20 protein-coding genes and 1 tRNA gene are annotated in these 16,322 nt (G+C 66.0%); 11 read left to right on the plus strand and 10 right to left on the minus strand.

The features are described from left to right. Window positions 1-34 precede the first annotated feature (34 nt). The 5 genes from typA to O4G76_RS10265 form a co-directional block, all read right to left on the minus strand. A complete protein-coding gene (gene typA / locus O4G76_RS10245; RefSeq protein ID WP_269397239.1) occupies window positions 35-1,852 on the minus strand; it encodes a translational GTPase TypA in 1,818 nt (605 codons plus the stop codon). 110 nt (window positions 1,853-1,962) lie between these two features. After that, a complete protein-coding gene (locus O4G76_RS10250) occupies window positions 1,963-2,292 on the minus strand; it encodes a multidrug efflux SMR transporter (RefSeq protein WP_085897239.1) in 330 nt (109 codons plus the stop codon). A gap of 10 nt (window positions 2,293-2,302) precedes the next feature. Beyond that, the gene (locus O4G76_RS10255; RefSeq protein WP_269397240.1) at window positions 2,303-2,914 is read right to left on the minus strand and encodes a YitT family protein; all 612 of its coding nucleotides are present in this window, start codon (window positions 2,912-2,914) and stop codon (window positions 2,303-2,305) included. 41 nt (window positions 2,915-2,955) lie between these two features. Then, window positions 2,956-3,294, minus strand: a complete 339-nt coding sequence (locus O4G76_RS10260; RefSeq protein ID WP_269397241.1) for a hypothetical protein — start codon at window positions 3,292-3,294, stop codon at window positions 2,956-2,958. A 14-nt stretch (window positions 3,295-3,308) separates the two neighbouring features. Further along, entirely contained in the window at window positions 3,309-4,520 is a 1,212-nt protein-coding gene (locus O4G76_RS10265) for an NADP-dependent isocitrate dehydrogenase (protein WP_269397242.1), read from the minus strand. A 135-nt stretch (window positions 4,521-4,655) separates the two neighbouring features. Here O4G76_RS10265 and O4G76_RS10270 point away from each other — a divergent pair, with 135 nt between their 5' ends. Next, entirely contained in the window at window positions 4,656-5,048 is a 393-nt protein-coding gene (locus tag O4G76_RS10270; protein ID WP_269397243.1) for a DUF4112 domain-containing protein, read from the plus strand. 44 nt (window positions 5,049-5,092) lie between these two features. Here the strand turns inward: O4G76_RS10270 and O4G76_RS10275 are convergent, their stop codons facing one another. Genes O4G76_RS10275 through O4G76_RS10285 form a run of 3 tightly spaced genes read right to left on the minus strand, consistent with a single transcriptional unit; the run spans window position 5,093 to window position 6,539 of the window. After that, a complete protein-coding gene (locus O4G76_RS10275) occupies window positions 5,093-5,668 on the minus strand; it encodes an HD family hydrolase (RefSeq protein WP_269397244.1) in 576 nt (191 codons plus the stop codon). Then, complete coding sequence (locus O4G76_RS10280) at window positions 5,665-5,886, minus strand: hypothetical protein (protein ID WP_269397245.1); 222 nt, start codon at window positions 5,884-5,886, stop codon at window positions 5,665-5,667. Before O4G76_RS10280 ends, O4G76_RS10275 begins: the two co-directional genes overlap by 4 nt. After that, window positions 5,886-6,539 (minus strand): alpha/beta hydrolase, encoded by a 654-nt coding sequence (locus O4G76_RS10285; RefSeq protein ID WP_269397246.1) that lies wholly within the window; start codon window positions 6,537-6,539, stop codon window positions 5,886-5,888. Before O4G76_RS10285 ends, O4G76_RS10280 begins: the two co-directional genes overlap by 1 nt. Before the next feature lie 219 nt (window positions 6,540-6,758). Between O4G76_RS10285 and O4G76_RS10290 the strand changes: the two genes are divergently transcribed. From O4G76_RS10290 to O4G76_RS10335, 10 genes are all read left to right on the plus strand, one after another. After that, a complete protein-coding gene (locus O4G76_RS10290; RefSeq protein ID WP_085897232.1) occupies window positions 6,759-7,217 on the plus strand; it encodes an Rrf2 family transcriptional regulator in 459 nt (152 codons plus the stop codon). After that, window positions 7,214-8,257 carry a cysteine desulfurase family protein gene (locus O4G76_RS10295; protein ID WP_269397247.1) on the plus strand — a complete coding sequence of 348 codons (1,044 nt, stop codon included), beginning with the start codon at window positions 7,214-7,216 and terminating at the stop codon, window positions 8,255-8,257. The genes O4G76_RS10290 and O4G76_RS10295 overlap by 4 nt, the downstream gene beginning before the upstream one ends. A gap of 19 nt (window positions 8,258-8,276) precedes the next feature. Next, window positions 8,277-9,815 carry a Fe-S cluster assembly protein SufB gene (gene sufB / locus O4G76_RS10300; RefSeq protein ID WP_269397248.1) on the plus strand — a complete coding sequence of 513 codons (1,539 nt, stop codon included), beginning with the start codon at window positions 8,277-8,279 and terminating at the stop codon, window positions 9,813-9,815. Further along, on the plus strand, window positions 9,815-10,408 hold the full coding sequence (locus O4G76_RS10305; RefSeq protein ID WP_269397249.1) for a hypothetical protein: 594 nt from the start codon (window positions 9,815-9,817) through the stop codon (window positions 10,406-10,408). The genes sufB and O4G76_RS10305 overlap by 1 nt, the downstream gene beginning before the upstream one ends. Window positions 10,409-10,425: 17 nt before the next feature. Beyond that, entirely contained in the window at window positions 10,426-11,181 is a 756-nt protein-coding gene (sufC, locus tag O4G76_RS10310) for a Fe-S cluster assembly ATPase SufC (RefSeq protein WP_269397250.1), read from the plus strand. Further along, window positions 11,181-12,464: a Fe-S cluster assembly protein SufD gene (gene sufD, locus O4G76_RS10315; RefSeq protein ID WP_269397251.1), complete on the plus strand. Its 1,284-nt coding sequence runs from the start codon at window positions 11,181-11,183 to the stop codon at window positions 12,462-12,464. The genes sufC and sufD overlap by 1 nt, the downstream gene beginning before the upstream one ends. A 1-nt stretch (window position 12,465) precedes the next feature. Next, window positions 12,466-12,951, plus strand: a complete 486-nt coding sequence (locus O4G76_RS10320) for a hypothetical protein (RefSeq protein WP_269397252.1) — start codon at window positions 12,466-12,468, stop codon at window positions 12,949-12,951. 4 nt (window positions 12,952-12,955) lie between these two features. Then, complete coding sequence (locus O4G76_RS10325; RefSeq protein ID WP_269397253.1) at window positions 12,956-13,549, plus strand: YIP1 family protein; 594 nt, start codon at window positions 12,956-12,958, stop codon at window positions 13,547-13,549. Continuing rightward, window positions 13,542-14,762, plus strand: coding sequence for a cysteine desulfurase (locus tag O4G76_RS10330; RefSeq protein WP_269397254.1), 1,221 nt, complete (start codon window positions 13,542-13,544; stop codon window positions 14,760-14,762). The genes O4G76_RS10325 and O4G76_RS10330 overlap by 8 nt, the downstream gene beginning before the upstream one ends. Before the next feature lie 74 nt (window positions 14,763-14,836). After that, window positions 14,837-14,913 (plus strand) — tRNA-Arg (locus O4G76_RS10335). Between the two features lie 255 nt (window positions 14,914-15,168). Here the strand turns inward: O4G76_RS10335 and O4G76_RS10340 are convergent. Both O4G76_RS10340 and O4G76_RS10345 read right to left on the minus strand, forming a co-directional pair. Then, window positions 15,169-15,303: a hypothetical protein gene (locus O4G76_RS10340; RefSeq protein ID WP_269397255.1), complete on the minus strand. Its 135-nt coding sequence runs from the start codon at window positions 15,301-15,303 to the stop codon at window positions 15,169-15,171. A 467-nt stretch (window positions 15,304-15,770) separates the two neighbouring features. Then, window positions 15,771-16,322 (minus strand): transposase (locus O4G76_RS10345; protein WP_269397256.1); only part of this gene is annotated, 552 nt, incomplete at its 5' end.

Consider the following 16,322-nt stretch of genomic DNA (forward strand, 5'->3'; position numbering starts at 1 on the left):
CGACCGGGCGTTCTCATCTCTGATATTCTGGCGATCAGCTGGCGCGGGCCTGACGCTTGCGCTCGTGCGGATCGAGGAACCGCTTGCGCAGGCGCACCGCGTTCGGGGTGACCTCGACCAGCTCGTCATCGTCGATATAGGCGATGGCCTGCTCGAGGCTCATCTCGACCGGGGGCGTCAGACGCACCGCCTCGTCGGTGCCCGAAGCACGCACGTTGGTGAGCTTCTTGCCCTTGAGCGGGTTCACCTCGAGATCGTTGTCGCGGCTGTGCTCGCCGATGATCATGCCCTCGTAGACCGGGGCCTGCGGATGCACGAACATCTTGCCGCGATCCTCGAGGTTCCACAGCGCATAGGCCACGGCGGTGCCGTTCTCCATCGAGATCAGCACACCCTGGCGGCGGCCTTGGATCGGGCCCTTGTGGGGGGTCCAGCCGTGGAAGATCCGGTTGAGCACGCCCGAGCCGCGCGTGTCGGTCAGGAACTCGCCGTGATAGCCGATCAGGCCGCGCGAGGGGACATGCGCGATGATCCGGGTCTTGCCGGCGCCGGCGGGCTTCATCTCGACGAGATCGCCCTTGCGCGCGCCGGTCAGCTTTTCGACCACGGCGCCGGTGTACTCGTCATCGACATCGATGGTGACTTCCTCGACCGGCTCCATGCGGACGCCGTTCTCCTCGCGGAAGATCACCTGCGGACGCGAGATCGACAGCTCGAAGCCCTCGCGGCGCATGTTCTCGATCAGCACGCCCATCTGCAATTCGCCACGGCCCGACACCTCGAAGGCCTCGCCGCCCGGCGTGTCGTCGATGCGGATCGCGACGTTCGACTCGGCTTCCTTGTGCAGGCGCTCGCGGATCACGCGGGACTGCACCTTCTTGCCGTCGCGGCCCGCGAGCGGGCTGTCATTGATGCCGAAGGTCACGGTGATGGTCGGCGGATCGATCGGCTGGGCCGGGATGGCCTCCTCGACCGAAAGGTCGCAGATCGTGTCGGCCACGGTGGCCTTGGACATGCCCGCGAGCGTCACGATGTCGCCGGCCTCGGCAACCTCGATCGGCTGCTGGCCAAGGCCGCGGAAGGCGAGGATCTTGGAGACGCGGAACTGCTCGATCTTGTCGCCCTTGCGCGACAGCGCCTTGACGGTCTCGTTGGCGCGCAGCGTGCCGCTCTCGACCCGGCCCGTCAGGATCCGGCCCAGGAACGGGTCGGCCGAGAGGGTGGTGGCGAGCATGCGGAACGGCTCGGACTTGGCGGCCTGCTGCTTCGGCGCGGGAACGTGCTTGACGATCAGGTCGAACAGCGCCGTCAGGTCCTTGCGCGGCCCGTCGAGCTCCATGTCGGCCCAGCCGGAACGGCCCGAGGCGTACATCGCCGGGAAGTCGAGCTGCTCGTCATCGGCACCGAGATTGGCGAAGAGATCGAAGCACTCGTCGAGCGCGCGGTCGGGCTCGGCGTCCTGCTTGTCGACCTTGTTGAGCACGACGATCGGGCGCAGGCCCAGAGCCAGCGCCTTGGAGGTCACGAACTTGGTCTGCGGCATCGGGCCTTCGGCGGCGTCGACCAGCAGCACCACGCCATCGACCATCGACAGGATCCGCTCGACCTCGCCGCCGAAATCGGCGTGACCGGGGGTGTCGACGATGTTGATCCGGGTGTTGCCCCATTCGACCGAGGTCGCCTTGGCGAGAATGGTGATCCCGCGCTCGCGCTCGATGTCGTTGCTGTCCATGGCGCGCTCGGAGACGGCCTGGTTCTCGCGGAAGGCGCCGGACTGTTTCAGGAGCTCGTCCACCAGCGTCGTTTTGCCATGGTCAACGTGCGCGATGATCGCGATGTTGCGGATATCCATTCAATTCACTCTTTCAGGGGTCAGCGCGCCTTTACAGCAAAAGGCCGCCGCTGGCTAGTCTTGTCGCCGCGTTGCGGCATCAAGGCGGGTTTGCGCGCAGCGGGCGGCGCTCAATGCGGGTTAGCGCCGGAAAATACGTTGATCACGACGATGCCCGACAGGATCAGCGACATGCCGATCACCGCCGCCGCATCGAGCTTCTGGCCGAACAGGCTCCAGCCGATCGCGGCGATCAGCACGATGCCCAGCCCCGCCCAGATCGCGTAGGCGATGCCCACCGGGATCGCCTTCAGGGCCAGCGACAGCAGGTAGAAGGACAGGCAGTAACCCAGCACCGCCACGAGGGCCGGGCCGATGCGGGTGAACTGCTGGCTGGCATGCAGCGCCGTGGTGGCGATGGTTTCGCTGGCGATGGCGAACAGCAGGACGATCCAAGGCATGGGCGGCACCTCAGGTGGCGATGTAACGGTCGCGGCGATGGTTGAAGGCGATCACGGTGTTGAGGATCACGGCCCCCAGAAGCGACCACAGAACCGTCGCCGCGTCAAACAGCGCCAGCGCGGTGGCGAAGATCGCCGCATCGGCCGCGAGCTGCACGTAGCCCGCCCGAAAGCCGTAACGGTCCTGCACGATCAGCGCCACGATGCCCAGACCGCCGAGGCTGCCATTGTGGCGGAACACGCCCAATAGGCCGAGACCGGTCAGCGTGCCGAAGATGATGGCGCCAAGCCAAGTGTCGAGCCGCACGATCTCGAAATGCGCGGGAAGCAGCTCGGTCAGGAGCGACAACAGCGTCACCGAGACGATCGATTTCAGCGTGAATTCGGGGCCGAGCCGGAACCATGCGAGGGCGTAGAAGGGCAGGTTGATCACGAAGAACACCGCGCCGAAGGACCAGCTCGTCAGATAGGAAATGATCACCGCGACGCCCGCAGTCTGGCCGGTGATGAGCCCCACCTGGGTCAGCACATGCAGCCCGATCGAGCAGGCGAAGATGCCGATGCCGAGACCCTGGAGGTCTTCGAGGGCGGAGTGGCGGGTGGGTGTGGAGGCACGGCGCATGCGCGCCATCTAGGGCAGGAATGCTGACCTGTCCAGTGGGCTCAGTCGCCCTTGAGGCGCGGCGGCAGTTCGCAGCCCCAGACCGTGGCGCCGGGAATGAAGCGATGCGGCAGCTGCGCGGGCAGGGTCGGGATCTCGCAGGCATGGTAGGGCGGCTCGGCGTCTCGCGGCAGGGTCCGGCCCGGCGGCAGCCAGATCCGGCGCCCGGTGGCCATGTCGCCGGCCTGCACCACGAGATCGGCATCGCAGCGATTGGTGCGCACCGCCGAAATGCAGTCATCGGCCACGGGCAGACGTTCGGGGCCGAGCCGGTCCTGGGCCACGGGAAGGAGAACGGCGGCCCCGAGAAGGGCCGCCGCAGTCCATTTCAGCTTGCGCATCAGGCGCATCGCGCTCAGGCGAGCGACTTGTTGAGGTACTCGTCGATCTTCTCGAGGAAGCCCATGGTGGTGAGCCACTTCTGGTCGGGGCCGACCAGCAGCGCGAGGTCCTTGGTCATGTGGCCGTCCTCGACCGCCTGCACGGTGACCTTCTCGAGCGTCTGCGCGAAGTTCAGGAGCTGGTCGTTGCCGTCGAGCTTGGCGCGGTGCTTGAGACCGCCGGTCCAGGCGTAGATCGAGGCGATCGAGTTCGTAGAGGTCTGCTCGCCGCGCTGGTGCTGGCGGAAGTGACGGGTCACAGTGCCGTGCGCCGCCTCGGCCTCGACGATCTTGCCGTCCGGGGTCATCAGCTGCGAGGTCATCAGGCCCAAGCTACCGAAGCCCTGCGCCACGGTGTCGGACTGCACGTCGCCGTCGTAGTTCTTGCAGGCCCAGACATAGCCGCCCGACCACTTCATCGCCGCCGCGACCATGTCGTCGATCAGGCGGTGCTCGTAGGTGATGCCCTTCTTTTTGAACTCCTCGGCGAACTCGTTGTCGAAGACCTCCTGGAACAGGTCCTTGAAACGGCCGTCATAGGCCTTGAGGATCGTGTTCTTGGTCGACAGGTAGACCGGCCAGCCGCGGGCGAGGCCGTAGTTCATCGAGGCGCGGGCGAAGTCGCGGATCGAATCGTCGAGGTTGTACATCGCCATGGTGACGCCGGCGCCGGGCGCCTGGAACACCTCGTGCTCGATGGTCTCGCCATCCTCGCCGACGAACTTGATCGTCAGCTTGCCCTTGCCGGGGAAGCGGAAGTCGGTGGCGCGATACTGGTCGCCGAAGGCGTGACGGCCGACGACGATCGGCTGGGTCCAGCCCGGCACGAGGCGCGGCACGTTGCGGCAGATGATCGGCTCGCGGAAGATCACGCCGCCAAGGATGTTGCGGATCGTGCCGTTGGGCGAGCGGTACATCCGCTTAAGGCCGAACTCCTCGACGCGGGCCTCGTCGGGGGTGATGGTCGCGCATTTGACGCCGACGCCGTACTGCTTGATCGCCTCGGCGGCATCGACCGTGATCTGGTCGTCGGTCTCGTCCCGGGCCTCGATGCCGAGGTCGTAATATTTCAGGTCGATGTCGAGATAGGGCAGGATCAGCTTCTGCTTGATGAAGTCCCAGATGATCCGGGTCATCTCGTCGCCGTCGAGCTCGACGACCGGATTTTCGACTTTGATCTTGGTCACGGGGGCCTCCGCGGTTGTTGGACTGTCTCGCGCCGGGGCATAACGCGTCTCGCGGCGCTTTGGAAGACGGCATACACTCGTATACGGTCGAACTTCGCCCGGTTTCGCGGGTTGGGGGACGAAAGGAGCCCGATCATGCCCAAGGATACCACCGGAGCGATCCGCCACGCCGAGGAACTGGCCCGGCTCGACCGTCTCGCGCATCTGATGGATGCGCGGTTCAAGCTGTTCGGCTTTCGCTTCGGCTATGACAGCCTGCTCGGGCTGATCCCGGGCATCGGCGACACGATCTCGCTCGCGCCCTCGGCATGGCTGGTCTGGCGCGCGCATCAGCTCGGCGTGCCGAAGCGCAAGATCGGCCGGATGGCGGTGAATACCGGGGTTGATTACGTGGTGGGCTCGATCCCGGTGATCGGCGACCTCGTCGATTTCGGCTTCAAGGCGAACCTGCGCAACGCGGCGATCCTGCGCGAGCATCTGGAGCGCGAGGCCGGGGCGGGGATGCGCGACGTGACGCCACGCGGCTGAGCACGGCTGCGAAATTCGAGTTTTTCAAGGCGGGACGGAGGCGTTCAGCGCCCGTCGAACCAGGCGTCGATGCGGGATCTGAGCCCGGTCCAGATTGCCGGCGCGCCACGCGTGACCTTGCTGCCGACGCGTGTTTCCAGCTGTTCCGGCGTGACGTTGTATTCGGGCCATGTGCCGCCATCGGTGGCGAGGTTCGACAGCACCGGCTGCACCCGGTCGATCGATTTCGCGAAGATCGCGTCATCGGTCTCGGCGGCTTCGAACTCTTCCCAGATCGCGCGCATCTCGGCGCGCTGATCTTCGGGCAAAAGCCCGAAGATCCGCTCGGCCGCGGTCTGTTCGAGCGCTTCCTGCCGTGCCGGGTCGTGGTCGCCATGGATCGGCACGTCGCCCGCGTCGATCTCGACCAGATCATGCAGGAGCAGCATCGTCATGACCCGCGACACGTCGACGGGGCGCGCGGCGTGCTCGGACAGCACCAGCGCGTGCAGCATCACGTGCCAGCTGTGCTCGGCCGAGTTCTCGCGGCGCGAGCGGTCGTGCAGGCTGGTGGCGCGCAGCACCGATTTCAGCCGGTCGGCCTCCGCGAGGAAGGCCAGCTGCGCGTCGAGGCGGCTCATGCGCGGGGGCCGCGGCGCAGCCGTTCGTCGAGATGTCGCCGCGCCCTCTGTTCGGCGAGGCGCACGCGCACCGCCGTCAGGAACGCCTCCTGCACCGTGGTGGAGGAGGCGCCCAGCTCGTCGGAAACCTCGGAAATCACCTTGTCGTCGCCGAGCCTCTCGGCGGCGGCGATAGCGTCGCGCGCCAGCGCGTCGGCGAGATCCTCGGTGATGCCCATCAGCGGGTATTCTCGGTCAGCCGCCGCCCGACATAGCCCTTCACCGAACCGATGAGGGTGTCCATATGCGGGTCCTCGAAGAAGTGCCCGGCCCCCTCGATCACCTCGTGGGTGATGGTGATGCCCTTCTGGTCGTGCAGCTTGTTGACGAGGCCCACCGTGTCGGCGGGCGGGGCCACGCGGTCTGCCGAGCCGTTGATGATCAGCCCCGAGGAGGGGCAGGGCGCCAGGAACGAGAAATCGTACATGTTGGCCAGCGGCGCCACCGACACGAAGCCGGTGATCTCGGGGCGGCGCATCAGCAGCTGCATGCCGATCCAGGCACCGAAGGAGAAGCCCGCGACCCAGCAATGCTTGGCGTTGTTGTTCATCGACTGCAGGTAGTCGAGCGCCGAGGCGGCGTCGGAGAGTTCGCCCACGCCCTGGTCGTATTCGCCCTGGCTGCGGCCGACGCCACGGAAATTGAAGCGCAGCACCGTGAAGCCCATCTCGTAGAAGGCATAGTGCAAGTTGTACACGACCCGGTTGTTCATCGTGCCGCCGAACTGCGGATGCGGATGCAACACGATGGCGATCGGCGCATCGCGGTCTTTCTGCGGGTGGTAGCGGCCTTCGAGCCGGCCCTCGGGGCCGGGGAAGATGACTTCGGGCATGGACGTCCCTTGCGGCTGCGGTGCCTGTGACAGTTTCTTGACAGAAACCATCGGGCACCTTAGAACGGTTCTAACTCCGAAAGCGGTTGTGTCGGAGCGGCTGTTGGGAGTTAACCAGACCCCCTAGCGGCGTCAATGAGAATGCCCTTTCCAGAGGGTGAGAATGCCCCGACGGGGGGTGGCAATGCCCCTGCGGGTGTCGGAACGGAGCGGTACGCGATGAAGCTGTCGACCAAGGGGCGCTATGCCATGGTGGCGCTGGCCGACATGGCTCTCCAGCCTGCGGGCACGCTGATCACGCTCGGAGAGATCTCCAAGCGTCAGGACATCTCGCTCCCCTATCTCGAGCAGCTTTTCGTCAAGCTGCGGCGCGACGGTCTGGTCGAGTCGGTGCGCGGGCCGGGTGGCGGCTATCGTCTGGCGCGGCCGTCTTCCGAGATCCGTGTGGTCGAGATCCTCGCCGCGGTCGACGAGACGGTGAGTGCCATGCACAAGGGCGCGGGCGCCTCCGGCGGCGCCTCTGGCAGCCGCGCCCAATCCCTGACCAACCGGTTGTGGGAGGGGCTGTCGGCGCATGTCTACGTGTTCCTGCACCAGACCCGGCTTTCGGACGTGACCTGCAACGGTCTCGCGCCCTGTCCCGCCGTGCCGAACCTGTTTCAGGTGGTGGACGGATGAGCCGGATCTATCTCGATCACAACGCCACCGCGCCGCTGCGGGCGGAGGCGCGCGAGGCGATGCTCGCGGCGATGGAGGTCACCGGCAACCCGTCCTCGGTGCATGCCGAGGGCCGCGCCGCGAAGGCGATCGTCGAGCGCGCCCGCGCCGAGATCGCCGAGGCGGCGGGCGCCGCCGCGGCCGATATCGTCTTCGTTTCCGGCGCCACCGAGGCGGCGGCTCTGGCGCTCGAGGGGCGCGATCTCGACGGTGCGGCGGTCGAGCATGATGCCGTCGCGGCATGGGTCTCGGACGCGCTGCCGGTGGACCGGCAGGGCCGTGTCGAGGTGGCCGAGCCCGGCCGCGCGGTGCTGCAGCTTGCCAATTCCGAGACCGGCGTGCTGCAGGATCTGCCCCGGGGCCTCGCCTTGTCGGACACCACGCAGGGCTTCGGCCGCGTCCCCTTCGCCTTCGACTGGTCGGGGCTCGACATGGCGATCCTTTCGGCTCACAAGTTCGGTGGGCCTAAGGGGATCGGCGTGCTGATCCTCAGGCGCGGCACCGATCTGGCGGCGCGGATCAGGGGCGGCGGGCAGGAGATGGGCCGCCGCGCCGGCACCGAGAACGTGATCGGCATCGCCGGCATGGCGGCAGCGGCCAGGGCCGCGCAGCGCGATCTCGAAACCGGTGTCTGGGACAGGGTTTCAACCCTGCGCGACAAGTTGGAAGGGGCGGTGGAAAACGCCGCGCCCGATCTTATCTTTGCGGGCAGAGGCGCCGCGCGTCTGCCCAATACGAGCTGCTTCGCGGCCCGGGGCTGGAAGGGCGAGACCCAGGTGATGGCGATGGACCTCGCCGGGATCGCGATCTCCGCCGGATCGGCCTGTTCGAGCGGCAAGGTGCGCGCCAGCCGGGTGCTCACCGCAATGGGATACGACAGCGAGCTGGCAGGATCGGCGATCCGCGTCTCGCTCGGAGTGGAAACGACCGAGGATGAGGTTTCGCGTTTCGCGGAGGCCTGGAGCTCGGCCTACAGGAAAATGCGCGCCCGCGCGGCGTGAGATGGAAAAGGAGACCGTCATGGCGATCCTCGAGCAGGACATGACCAAGGAAGCCAAGGAAGGCGTCGACCAGGAGACCGTCGATGCCGTGGCCAAGCTCTCGGGCACCTACAAGCACGGCTGGAACACCGAGATCGAGATGGATTACGCCCCAAAGGGCGTGAATCCCGACATCGTGCGGCTGATCTCGGAGAAGAACGAAGAGCCCGAGTGGATGACCGAATGGCGTCTGCAGGCCTTCGCGCGCTGGGAAAAGCTCGACGAGCCGAACTGGGCGATGGTCAACTACCCCAAGATCGATTTCCAGGACATCTTCTATTACGCGCGCCCCAAGAGCATGGAGGTGAAGCCTAAATCGCTCGACGAGGTCGATCCCAAGCTGCTCGAGACCTACAAGAAGCTCGGCATCCCGCTGAAGGAGCAGATGATCCTCGCCGGCGTCGAGGGCGCCGAGAACGCGGCCCCCGCCGATGGCGAGCGCAAGGTCGCCGTCGACGCGGTGTTCGACAGCGTCTCGGTCGGCACGACCTTCCAGAAGGAGCTGGAAAAGGCGGGCGTGATCTTCTGCTCGATCTCCGAGGCGATCCGCGAGCATCCCGAGCTGGTGAAGAAGTATCTCGGCACCGTCGTGCCGCAGTCCGACAACTTCTACGCGACGCTGAACTCGGCCGTGTTCTCGGACGGCTCCTTCGTCTACGTGCCGCCGGGCGTGCGCTGCCCGATGGAGCTCTCGACCTATTTCCGTATCAATGCCGAAAACACCGGCCAGTTCGAGCGGACGCTGATCATCGCCGACAAGGGCTCCTACGTGTCCTACCTCGAAGGCTGCACCGCGCCCAAGCGCGACACCGCGCAGCTGCACGCGGCCGTGGTGGAGATCATCGTCGAAGAAGACGCCGAGGTGAAATACTCCACGGTGCAGAACTGGTATCCTGGCGACGAGGACGGCAAGGGCGGCATCTACAACTTCGTCACCAAGCGTGCCGATTGCCGTGGCGACCGGGCCAAGGTGATGTGGACGCAGGTGGAAACCGGCTCCGCCGTGACCTGGAAGTACCCGTCCTGCATCCTGCGCGGCGACGACAGCCAGGGCGAATTCTACTCGATCGCCATCGCCAACAACCACCAGCAGGCCGATACCGGCACCAAGATGGTCCATCTGGGCAAGCGCACCAAGTCGCGCATCGTCTCCAAGGGCATCTCGGCCGGTCAGGCGCAGAACACCTATCGCGGCCTCGTCTCGATGCACCCCAAGGCCAAGGAAAGCCGCAACTACACCCAGTGCGACAGCCTTCTGATCGGCGACAAGTGCGGGGCGCACACCGTCCCCTATATCGAGGTCAAGAACAACTCGTCCCGCGTCGAGCACGAGGCGACCACCTCGAAGGTCGATGACGAGCAGCTGTTCTACTGCCGCCAGCGCGGCATGGACGAGGAGGAGGCGGTGGCCCTCGTGGTCAACGGCTTCTGCAAGGAGGTGCTGCAGGCGCTGCCGATGGAATTCGCCATGGAAGCGCAGAGCCTCGTCGCGATCTCGCTGGAAGGCTCGGTCGGCTGATGGATCTGGTCGCGCCCCCGGACTTCGCCTTTCCGGAGGCGGAGGCCCGCGCCCTTGGCGCGGCCTATGAGGGTGCGACCACGATCCTCGAATACGGCTCGGGCGGCTCGACCGCGATGGCGGCGCTGCTGCCGGGACGGACCGTCTTCGCCGTCGAGAGCGACCGCGCCTATATCGCGGAGCTGAGCCGCTGGTTCGAGGCCAGCCCGCCGGAGGCCACGGTGCATCTGCATCACGGCGATATCGGCCCCACGGGCAAGTGGGGCCAGCCGGCGGACGAGGCCGCGACCTGGCGGCGGTTCCACCGCTACCCGACCACGGTCTGGGATCGCGACGATTTCGTCCATCCCGACGTGGTGCTGGTCGACGGGCGGTTCCGCGCGGCCTGTTTCCTGACCACGCTGTTCCGGATCACCCGTCCGGTGCGGCTGTTCTTCGACGATTATGCCGAGCGACCGATCTATCACGAGGTCGAACGTTACGGCGCCCCGGTGGCGATGCATGGCCGGATGGCCGAGTTCGCCCTCGACCCCACACCGATCCCGGCGGACGACCTGACCTGGATCCTTGAGACATTCACCCGCAGGAAGTGATGCGGAAGGAGAAATAAATGCTGAAGATCAAAGACCTGAAGGTCAAACTTGAAGAAGAGGACAAGCAGATCCTGAAGGGCGTCGACCTCGAGGTCGGTGCGGGTCAGGTGCACGCGATCATGGGGCCGAACGGCTCGGGCAAGTCGACGCTGTCCTACGTGCTGTCGGGCCGCGATGGCTATGAAGTGACCGAAGGCTCGGCCGAGCTGGAAGGCATCGACCTCCTCGACATGGAGCCCGAGGAGCGCGCCGCCGCCGGTCTCTTCCTCGCGTTCCAGTACCCGGTCGAGATTCCGGGTGTCGGCAACATGACCTTCCTGCGCACCGCCTACAACGCGCAGCGCAAGGCGCGCGGCGAGGAGGAGGCCTCGGCGGCCGAGTTCCTCAAGATCGTGCGCGAGAAGGCCAAGGACCTGAAGATCGACGCCGAAATGCTGAAGCGTCCCGTCAATGTCGGCTTTTCTGGCGGTGAGAAGAAGCGCAACGAGATCCTGCAGATGGCGGTTCTCGAGCCGAAGATGTGTATCCTCGACGAGACCGACTCGGGCCTCGACGTCGACGCGATGAAACTCGTCTCCGACGGCGTCAACGCGCTGCGCAACGAGGGCCGCAGCTTCCTCGTGATCACCCACTACCAGCGTCTGCTCGACCACATCACGCCGGATGTCGTCCACATCATGGCGAACGGTCGCATCGTCAAGTCGGGCGGTCCCGAGCTGGCGCTCGAGGTCGAGAAGAACGGCTATGCCGACCTGATGGACGAGGTGCAGTAATGGCGCTCGCACAAGCGAAATCCGACGCCACCGAGGCGCGCCTGTCGGGGATGCAGATCCCCGAGGGCGGCGCGGGCTGGGCGCGCGCAGCGCGGCAGGATGCGCTGGACCGCCTGACCGGCATGGGGCTGCCCCAGCGTCGCGACGAATACTGGCGCTTCACCAACCCGGCGGAGTTCCTGAAACCCGAGACGCCGCGCGCCGAGATCGCGCTCGACGCGCCGGGCTTCGATGACACGGACGTCCTTCGTGTGGTCTTCACCGATGGCGTGTTCGACGCCGACGCTTCCGACGCGCTGTCGCAAGAAGGTCTGGAGATCGAGCGCTTTGCCGATGCCGTGACCAAGGACATCCATTGGATCAAGGGTTTGCTGGGCGTTCTTGAGACGGCTGGCCAGGATCGCGTCGATCGGCCCTTCGCCACGTTCAACACCGCCTTCGCCGAGGACGGCGTGGTGCTGCGCGCCACCGGCAAGGTGTCGAAGCCCGTGCATGTCGAGTATCGCCGTTCGGACGATACGGCCGAGGCGGTGCTGCGGCACATGGTGCGTGTCGAGGACGGAGCCGAACTGACGCTTCTGGAAAGCGGTGTCGGGGCCTCGCGGCTTAACACCGGCATGGAAGTGGACATCGCCGATCGCGGCGTGTTCCGCCATGTGCGGATGCAGGGCCGCGACCACGAGCGTCGCGCCGCCACCCATGTCTTCGCGCGGTTGGGCGAAGAGAGCACCTTCAAGAGCTTCACGCTATCGCTCAATGGCATGATGACCCGCAACGAGGTGATCATCACGCTGAAGGGCGACGACGCGGTGGCGCATGTGGCCGGGGCCGCGCTTGGCGACGGGCGCGATTTCCACCACGACGATACCGTGTTCATCACCCATGACGCGGTGAACTGCGAAAGCCGTCAGGTGTTCAAGAAGGTGCTTCGGAACGGCGCCACCGGCGTGTTCCAGGGCAAGATCCTCGTGCAGCCGGACGCGCAGAAGACCGATGGCTACCAGATCAGCCAGTCGCTGCTGCTGGACGAGGACGCCAACTTCCTCGCCAAGCCGGAACTGGAGATCTATGCCGACGACGTGCAGTGCAGCCACGGCTCGACCTCGGGTGCGATCGACGAAACGGCGCTGTTCTACCTGAAGTCGCGCGGTATCCCCGAGGACAAGGCGCAGGACCTGCTGGTTCTGGCCTTCGTCGCCGAGGCGCTGGCCGAGATCGAGGACGAGGATCTGGCCGAGACGCTGCGCACGCAGCTCGCGGGCTGGCTCGAGCGGCGCCGCTGAGATGGCGGTGTCCTCGGACATCCTGAGGACCTGGCGCCACCCGCGCCGGGTCGTGGCCGACCTGCTCGACCAGGGGCGGCGCGAGGATCGGGCTATCGCCTTCCTGATGGCGGGCTGCGGGCTGATCTTCGTGGCGCAATGGCCGCGTCTGGCGCGGGTGGCACATGAGACCGGCGACGAGCTGTCGAAGCTCGTCGCCTACGAGCTTGTGGCCTGGATCTTCTTCTGGCCACTGATGTTCTACGCCATCGCGGGGCTGAGCTTTCTCGCCCTGCGGTTCGCGGGGCGCGGGATCTCCGCCTTCTCGGCGCGGCTGGCGCTGTTCTGGGCCTTTCTCGCGGCAACCCCGGCTGGGCTCCTCTACGGGCTGCAGACCGGCCTGAACGGGTTCGGCCCGGCCGCGCAACTCGTGGGCGCGATCTGGATCGCCGCCTTTTTCTGGTTCTGGGCGCAGGGTCTGCGCGCCGCCGTCACGGGGCGGGGCTGAGACCATGTGGAGCTATCTGACGGATCTTTTGCGGCTGAGCCTGCGCGCCCCGGCCGAGGCCGCGGCGCGGCTCCTGCGCGGGTTTCCCGGTTCGACCGCCACCTGGCAGGCCTTGGTGCTCGTCACCTGTGTCAGCGTCGTGGTGACCGCTCTCATCCAGGGCGCGATGCCGGTGATGCCGATGGACGCCGAGGGCGCGTTCGGCCTGTCGCCCTTCGGCTATGCCGGGCTTCTCGGCGCGTCTCTGGTGTTGCTCGCCGGCGGCGTGACCGCTACGGGCCGGTTGCTGGGCGGGGTCGGGAGTTTCGGACCCGCCCTGGCGCTCGTGGTCTGGCTCGAGGTGCTGGCCATGGCGTTGCGGCTGGTGCAGGGCGTGCTGATCCTAGTGCTGCCGCCGCTTGCGGGTCTGGTCGGGCTGGCCGGGCTGGTCTGGCTGTTCTGGTGCCTCGCGCGTTTCGTTCAGGTGCTGCACGGTTTTCGGAGCGTCGGCCGCGCCACGGTGGCGCTGTTCCTTGCCTTCATCGCCATCGGCACGGCGCTCGCGCTGCTGCTGGCGCTCACCGGGCTGACCGCCCAGGGAGGACTGACCAATGTATGATGTCGAAGAGATCAGGGCCCAGTTCCCGATCCTCTCGCGCGAGATCAACGGCGTGCCGCTGGTCTATCTCGATAACGGCGCCTCGGCGCAGAAGCCGCAGGTGGTGATCGACGCGATCACCCGCGGCTATGCGCATGAATACTCCAACGTGCATCGTGGGCTGCACATGCTTTCGACCATCTCGACCGAGAGATACGAGGGCACCCGCGACGTGGTGCGCAAGTTTCTCGGTGCGGCGAGCCAGGATGAGATCATCCTCAACACCGGCACCACCGAGGGCATCAACATGGTCGCCCATGGCTGGGCGATGCCGCGCATGGAGCCCGGCGACGAGATCGTGCTGTCGATCATGGAGCATCACGCCAACATCGTGCCGTGGCACTTCCTGCGCGAGCGGCAGGGCGTGGTGATCAAGTGGGTGGACGTGGATGCCAATGGCGACCTCGACCCGCAGGCGGTGATCGACGCGATCGGGCCTAAGACGAAGCTCGTCGCCATCACCCACATGTCCAATGTGCTGGGCACGGTGGTCGACGTGAAGGCGATCTGCGACGGCGCGCGCGCGAAGGACGTCCCGGTGCTGGTCGACGGCAGCCAGGCGGCGGTGCACATGCCGGTCGACGTGCAGGAGATCGGCTGCGATTTCTATGCGATCACCGGTCACAAGCTCTATGGCCCCTCGGGCTCTGGCGCGATCTATGTTCGGCGCGAGCGCATGGCCGAGATGCGCCCCTTCATGGGCGGCGGCGACATGATCGATCAGGTCACGCGCGACACGGTCACCTACAACGTGCCGCCGATGAAGTTCGAGGCCGGCACGCCCTCGATCGTCTCGACCATCGGCATGGGGGTGGCCCTGGACTGGATGATGGGCGTTGGGATGGAGAACATCGCCGCGCATGAGCGGCGCCTGCGCGATCATGCGATCGGCCGGTTCAAGGGGCTGAACTGGCTCGACATCCAAGGCAAATCGGCCGGGAAGGGCGCGATCTTCTCGCTGACCATCGAGGGCGGCGCGCATGCGCATGACATCTCGACCGTTCTGGACAAGAAGGGCATCGCGGTGCGTGCCGGCACCCATTGCGCGATGCCGCTGATGGCACATCTTGGCCTCGGCGCCACCTGCCGCGCCTCCTTCGGCCTCTACAACACCGAAGCCGAGATCGACCGCCTGGTCGAGGCGCTGGAGCTGTGCCACGAGCTCTTCGCCTGAGCATCGCTTGACGCGGGGGCGGGTGCGAAAAGCCGTTGCGCCCGCTCCCGCTTTCCCCTATCGATCCCGCATCGGCACCCGTAGCTCAGCTGGATAGAGCGCTGCCCTCCGAAGGCAGAGGCCTCAGGTTCGAATCCTGACGGGTGCGCCATTTTCCCATGTAGAATAAGACCATTGCAGTCAGCGCTGAGCATTGTAGCGCCTCTGAGCAACGGCTCACGTCCCCGATACGGTTCGTGATCGGTACAAATCCCGTACAGGCGTGCCGCAGCGAACGCTTAGGAAGTCGCAGTTCAACCAAGCCTCCAGTCCACTGGCCGGGAACTCGCAGAATGTCCGTCGTCAGATGATTTGGGACAGGGTGGCCTGATGTTGAGCGGAGGGTCTGGCTTGTTCGGGCTTTGGTTCATGCCGCAGTCTGGCGATGCAACGCGCGGCGCTTTTCGATGGTCCAGACTTTGATCTCCTTTCGTCGACTGCGGATCGCCTCTTCACTGCTGAAGCGCTGCGGCATGCGCATCACGCGCCCTGCATGCTCCATGCTGAACCCTGTGCGCAGGTTCAGGTCACACAAATGCAGTTCGAAGCGCTCACGCTCATGGCCGCGGCAAGCCTCATGCCCGCGCGGCGGCCCGTATCGGGATCAGCGAAAGCGCCCTGAAGGCGCGGATAATACCCGCTTGGGCCAGCCTGGCTGCCCGTACCACCGCCCAGGCGGTGCATGCCGCGCAGGCGCGAGGGCTGACCTTACGCGCACGCGAGCAGAGCGGAAGGCTCCAATCGAGACTGATAGAAAAATCATCAACTCACAGCGCGTGCCGATGCCGCGAGGATTAGGCCTCGCCTGGGGCGGTGCAACCGTCGCTCGCAGCGCAGACCTCCACCTCGCCATCGATCAACCGCATCAGAGGTTCGAGGCGGCATTGCAGGTCCGCCACCCGGGAGACGAGCTCGGCTTCGGCCTGCACATCAAAGTTGTCTCCCGCTTGGGGGCAACTGTGTCGTTTCTTAGAGGCGAATGGGCTGTTTGTTTCGGATCATGGCGTTGAGGATGACGAGGAGCTGACGGGCAACGGCAATGAGAACTGTTTTGGGGGCTTTGCCGGCAGCCTTCATTCGATCTCGCATGGCAATCAAGAGCGGCACGCGGCGGGACGCGCTCAAGGCCGCGATGTAGAGAGCCTCGCGGACTTTGCGTCGTCCTCCCCATATACGTCGTGTGCCGCGCCATGTGCCGCTCTCGCGGGCATGTGGAGCGAGCCCGGCGAGAGAGGCGATCCGACGCCGACAGAGCGTGCCGAGTTCGGGCAGTTCGCCGAGAAGCGTTGCCAGCACCGTCGGTCCAATCCCAGGCACGGCGCGAAGCAACTCCGCATGCTCGGTAAGTTCGGGGCTGTCTCCGATCAGAGCCGCAATCTTGCGATCCATGATGACAATGCGGCGGTCGAGCAGCGCGATCATCGTCTCGATCTCGCGCAGGATTGCTGGCTGGCCGGCGCTGTGGCGACGCACCTTTTCGGCTTTCCGCATTTCGACCAACTGCCTGCGGCGACGAAGGAA

The sequence above is a fragment of the Limimaricola sp. G21655-S1 genome (genome assembly GCF_027213785.1).
GTDB lineage: Bacteria > Pseudomonadota > Alphaproteobacteria > Rhodobacterales > Rhodobacteraceae > Limimaricola.

Coding starts and splice junctions, on each gene's coding strand:
- O4G76_RS10250 (WP_085897239.1), bottom strand. CDS start 2,292: ATGCCTTGGATCGTCCTGCTGTTCGCCATCGCCAGCGAAACCATCGCC.
- O4G76_RS10280 (WP_269397245.1), bottom strand. CDS start 5,886: ATGGGCATCACCGAGGATCTCGCCGACGCGCTGGCGCGCGACGCTATC.
- O4G76_RS10285 (WP_269397246.1), bottom strand. CDS start 6,539: ATGCCCGAAGTCATCTTCCCCGGCCCCGAGGGCCGGCTCGAAGGCCGC.
- O4G76_RS10275 (WP_269397244.1), bottom strand. CDS start 5,668: ATGAGCCGCCTCGACGCGCAGCTGGCCTTCCTCGCGGAGGCCGACCGG.
- O4G76_RS10260 (WP_269397241.1), bottom strand. CDS start 3,294: ATGCGCAAGCTGAAATGGACTGCGGCGGCCCTTCTCGGGGCCGCCGTT.
- O4G76_RS10305 (WP_269397249.1), top strand. CDS start 9,815: ATGGATCTGGTCGCGCCCCCGGACTTCGCCTTTCCGGAGGCGGAGGCC.
- typA (WP_269397239.1), bottom strand. CDS start 1,852: ATGGATATCCGCAACATCGCGATCATCGCGCACGTTGACCATGGCAAA.
- O4G76_RS10255 (WP_269397240.1), bottom strand. CDS start 2,914: ATGCGCCGTGCCTCCACACCCACCCGCCACTCCGCCCTCGAAGACCTC.
- sufD (WP_269397251.1), top strand. CDS start 11,181: ATGGCGCTCGCACAAGCGAAATCCGACGCCACCGAGGCGCGCCTGTCG.
- O4G76_RS10270 (WP_269397243.1), top strand. CDS start 4,656: ATGCCCAAGGATACCACCGGAGCGATCCGCCACGCCGAGGAACTGGCC.
- O4G76_RS10320 (WP_269397252.1), top strand. CDS start 12,466: ATGGCGGTGTCCTCGGACATCCTGAGGACCTGGCGCCACCCGCGCCGG.
- sufC (WP_269397250.1), top strand. CDS start 10,426: ATGCTGAAGATCAAAGACCTGAAGGTCAAACTTGAAGAAGAGGACAAG.
- O4G76_RS10330 (WP_269397254.1), top strand. CDS start 13,542: ATGTATGATGTCGAAGAGATCAGGGCCCAGTTCCCGATCCTCTCGCGC.
- O4G76_RS10325 (WP_269397253.1), top strand. CDS start 12,956: ATGTGGAGCTATCTGACGGATCTTTTGCGGCTGAGCCTGCGCGCCCCG.
- O4G76_RS10295 (WP_269397247.1), top strand. CDS start 7,214: ATGAGCCGGATCTATCTCGATCACAACGCCACCGCGCCGCTGCGGGCG.
- O4G76_RS10340 (WP_269397255.1), bottom strand. CDS start 15,303: ATGGAGCATGCAGGGCGCGTGATGCGCATGCCGCAGCGCTTCAGCAGT.
- O4G76_RS10290 (WP_085897232.1), top strand. CDS start 6,759: ATGAAGCTGTCGACCAAGGGGCGCTATGCCATGGTGGCGCTGGCCGAC.
- sufB (WP_269397248.1), top strand. CDS start 8,277: ATGGCGATCCTCGAGCAGGACATGACCAAGGAAGCCAAGGAAGGCGTC.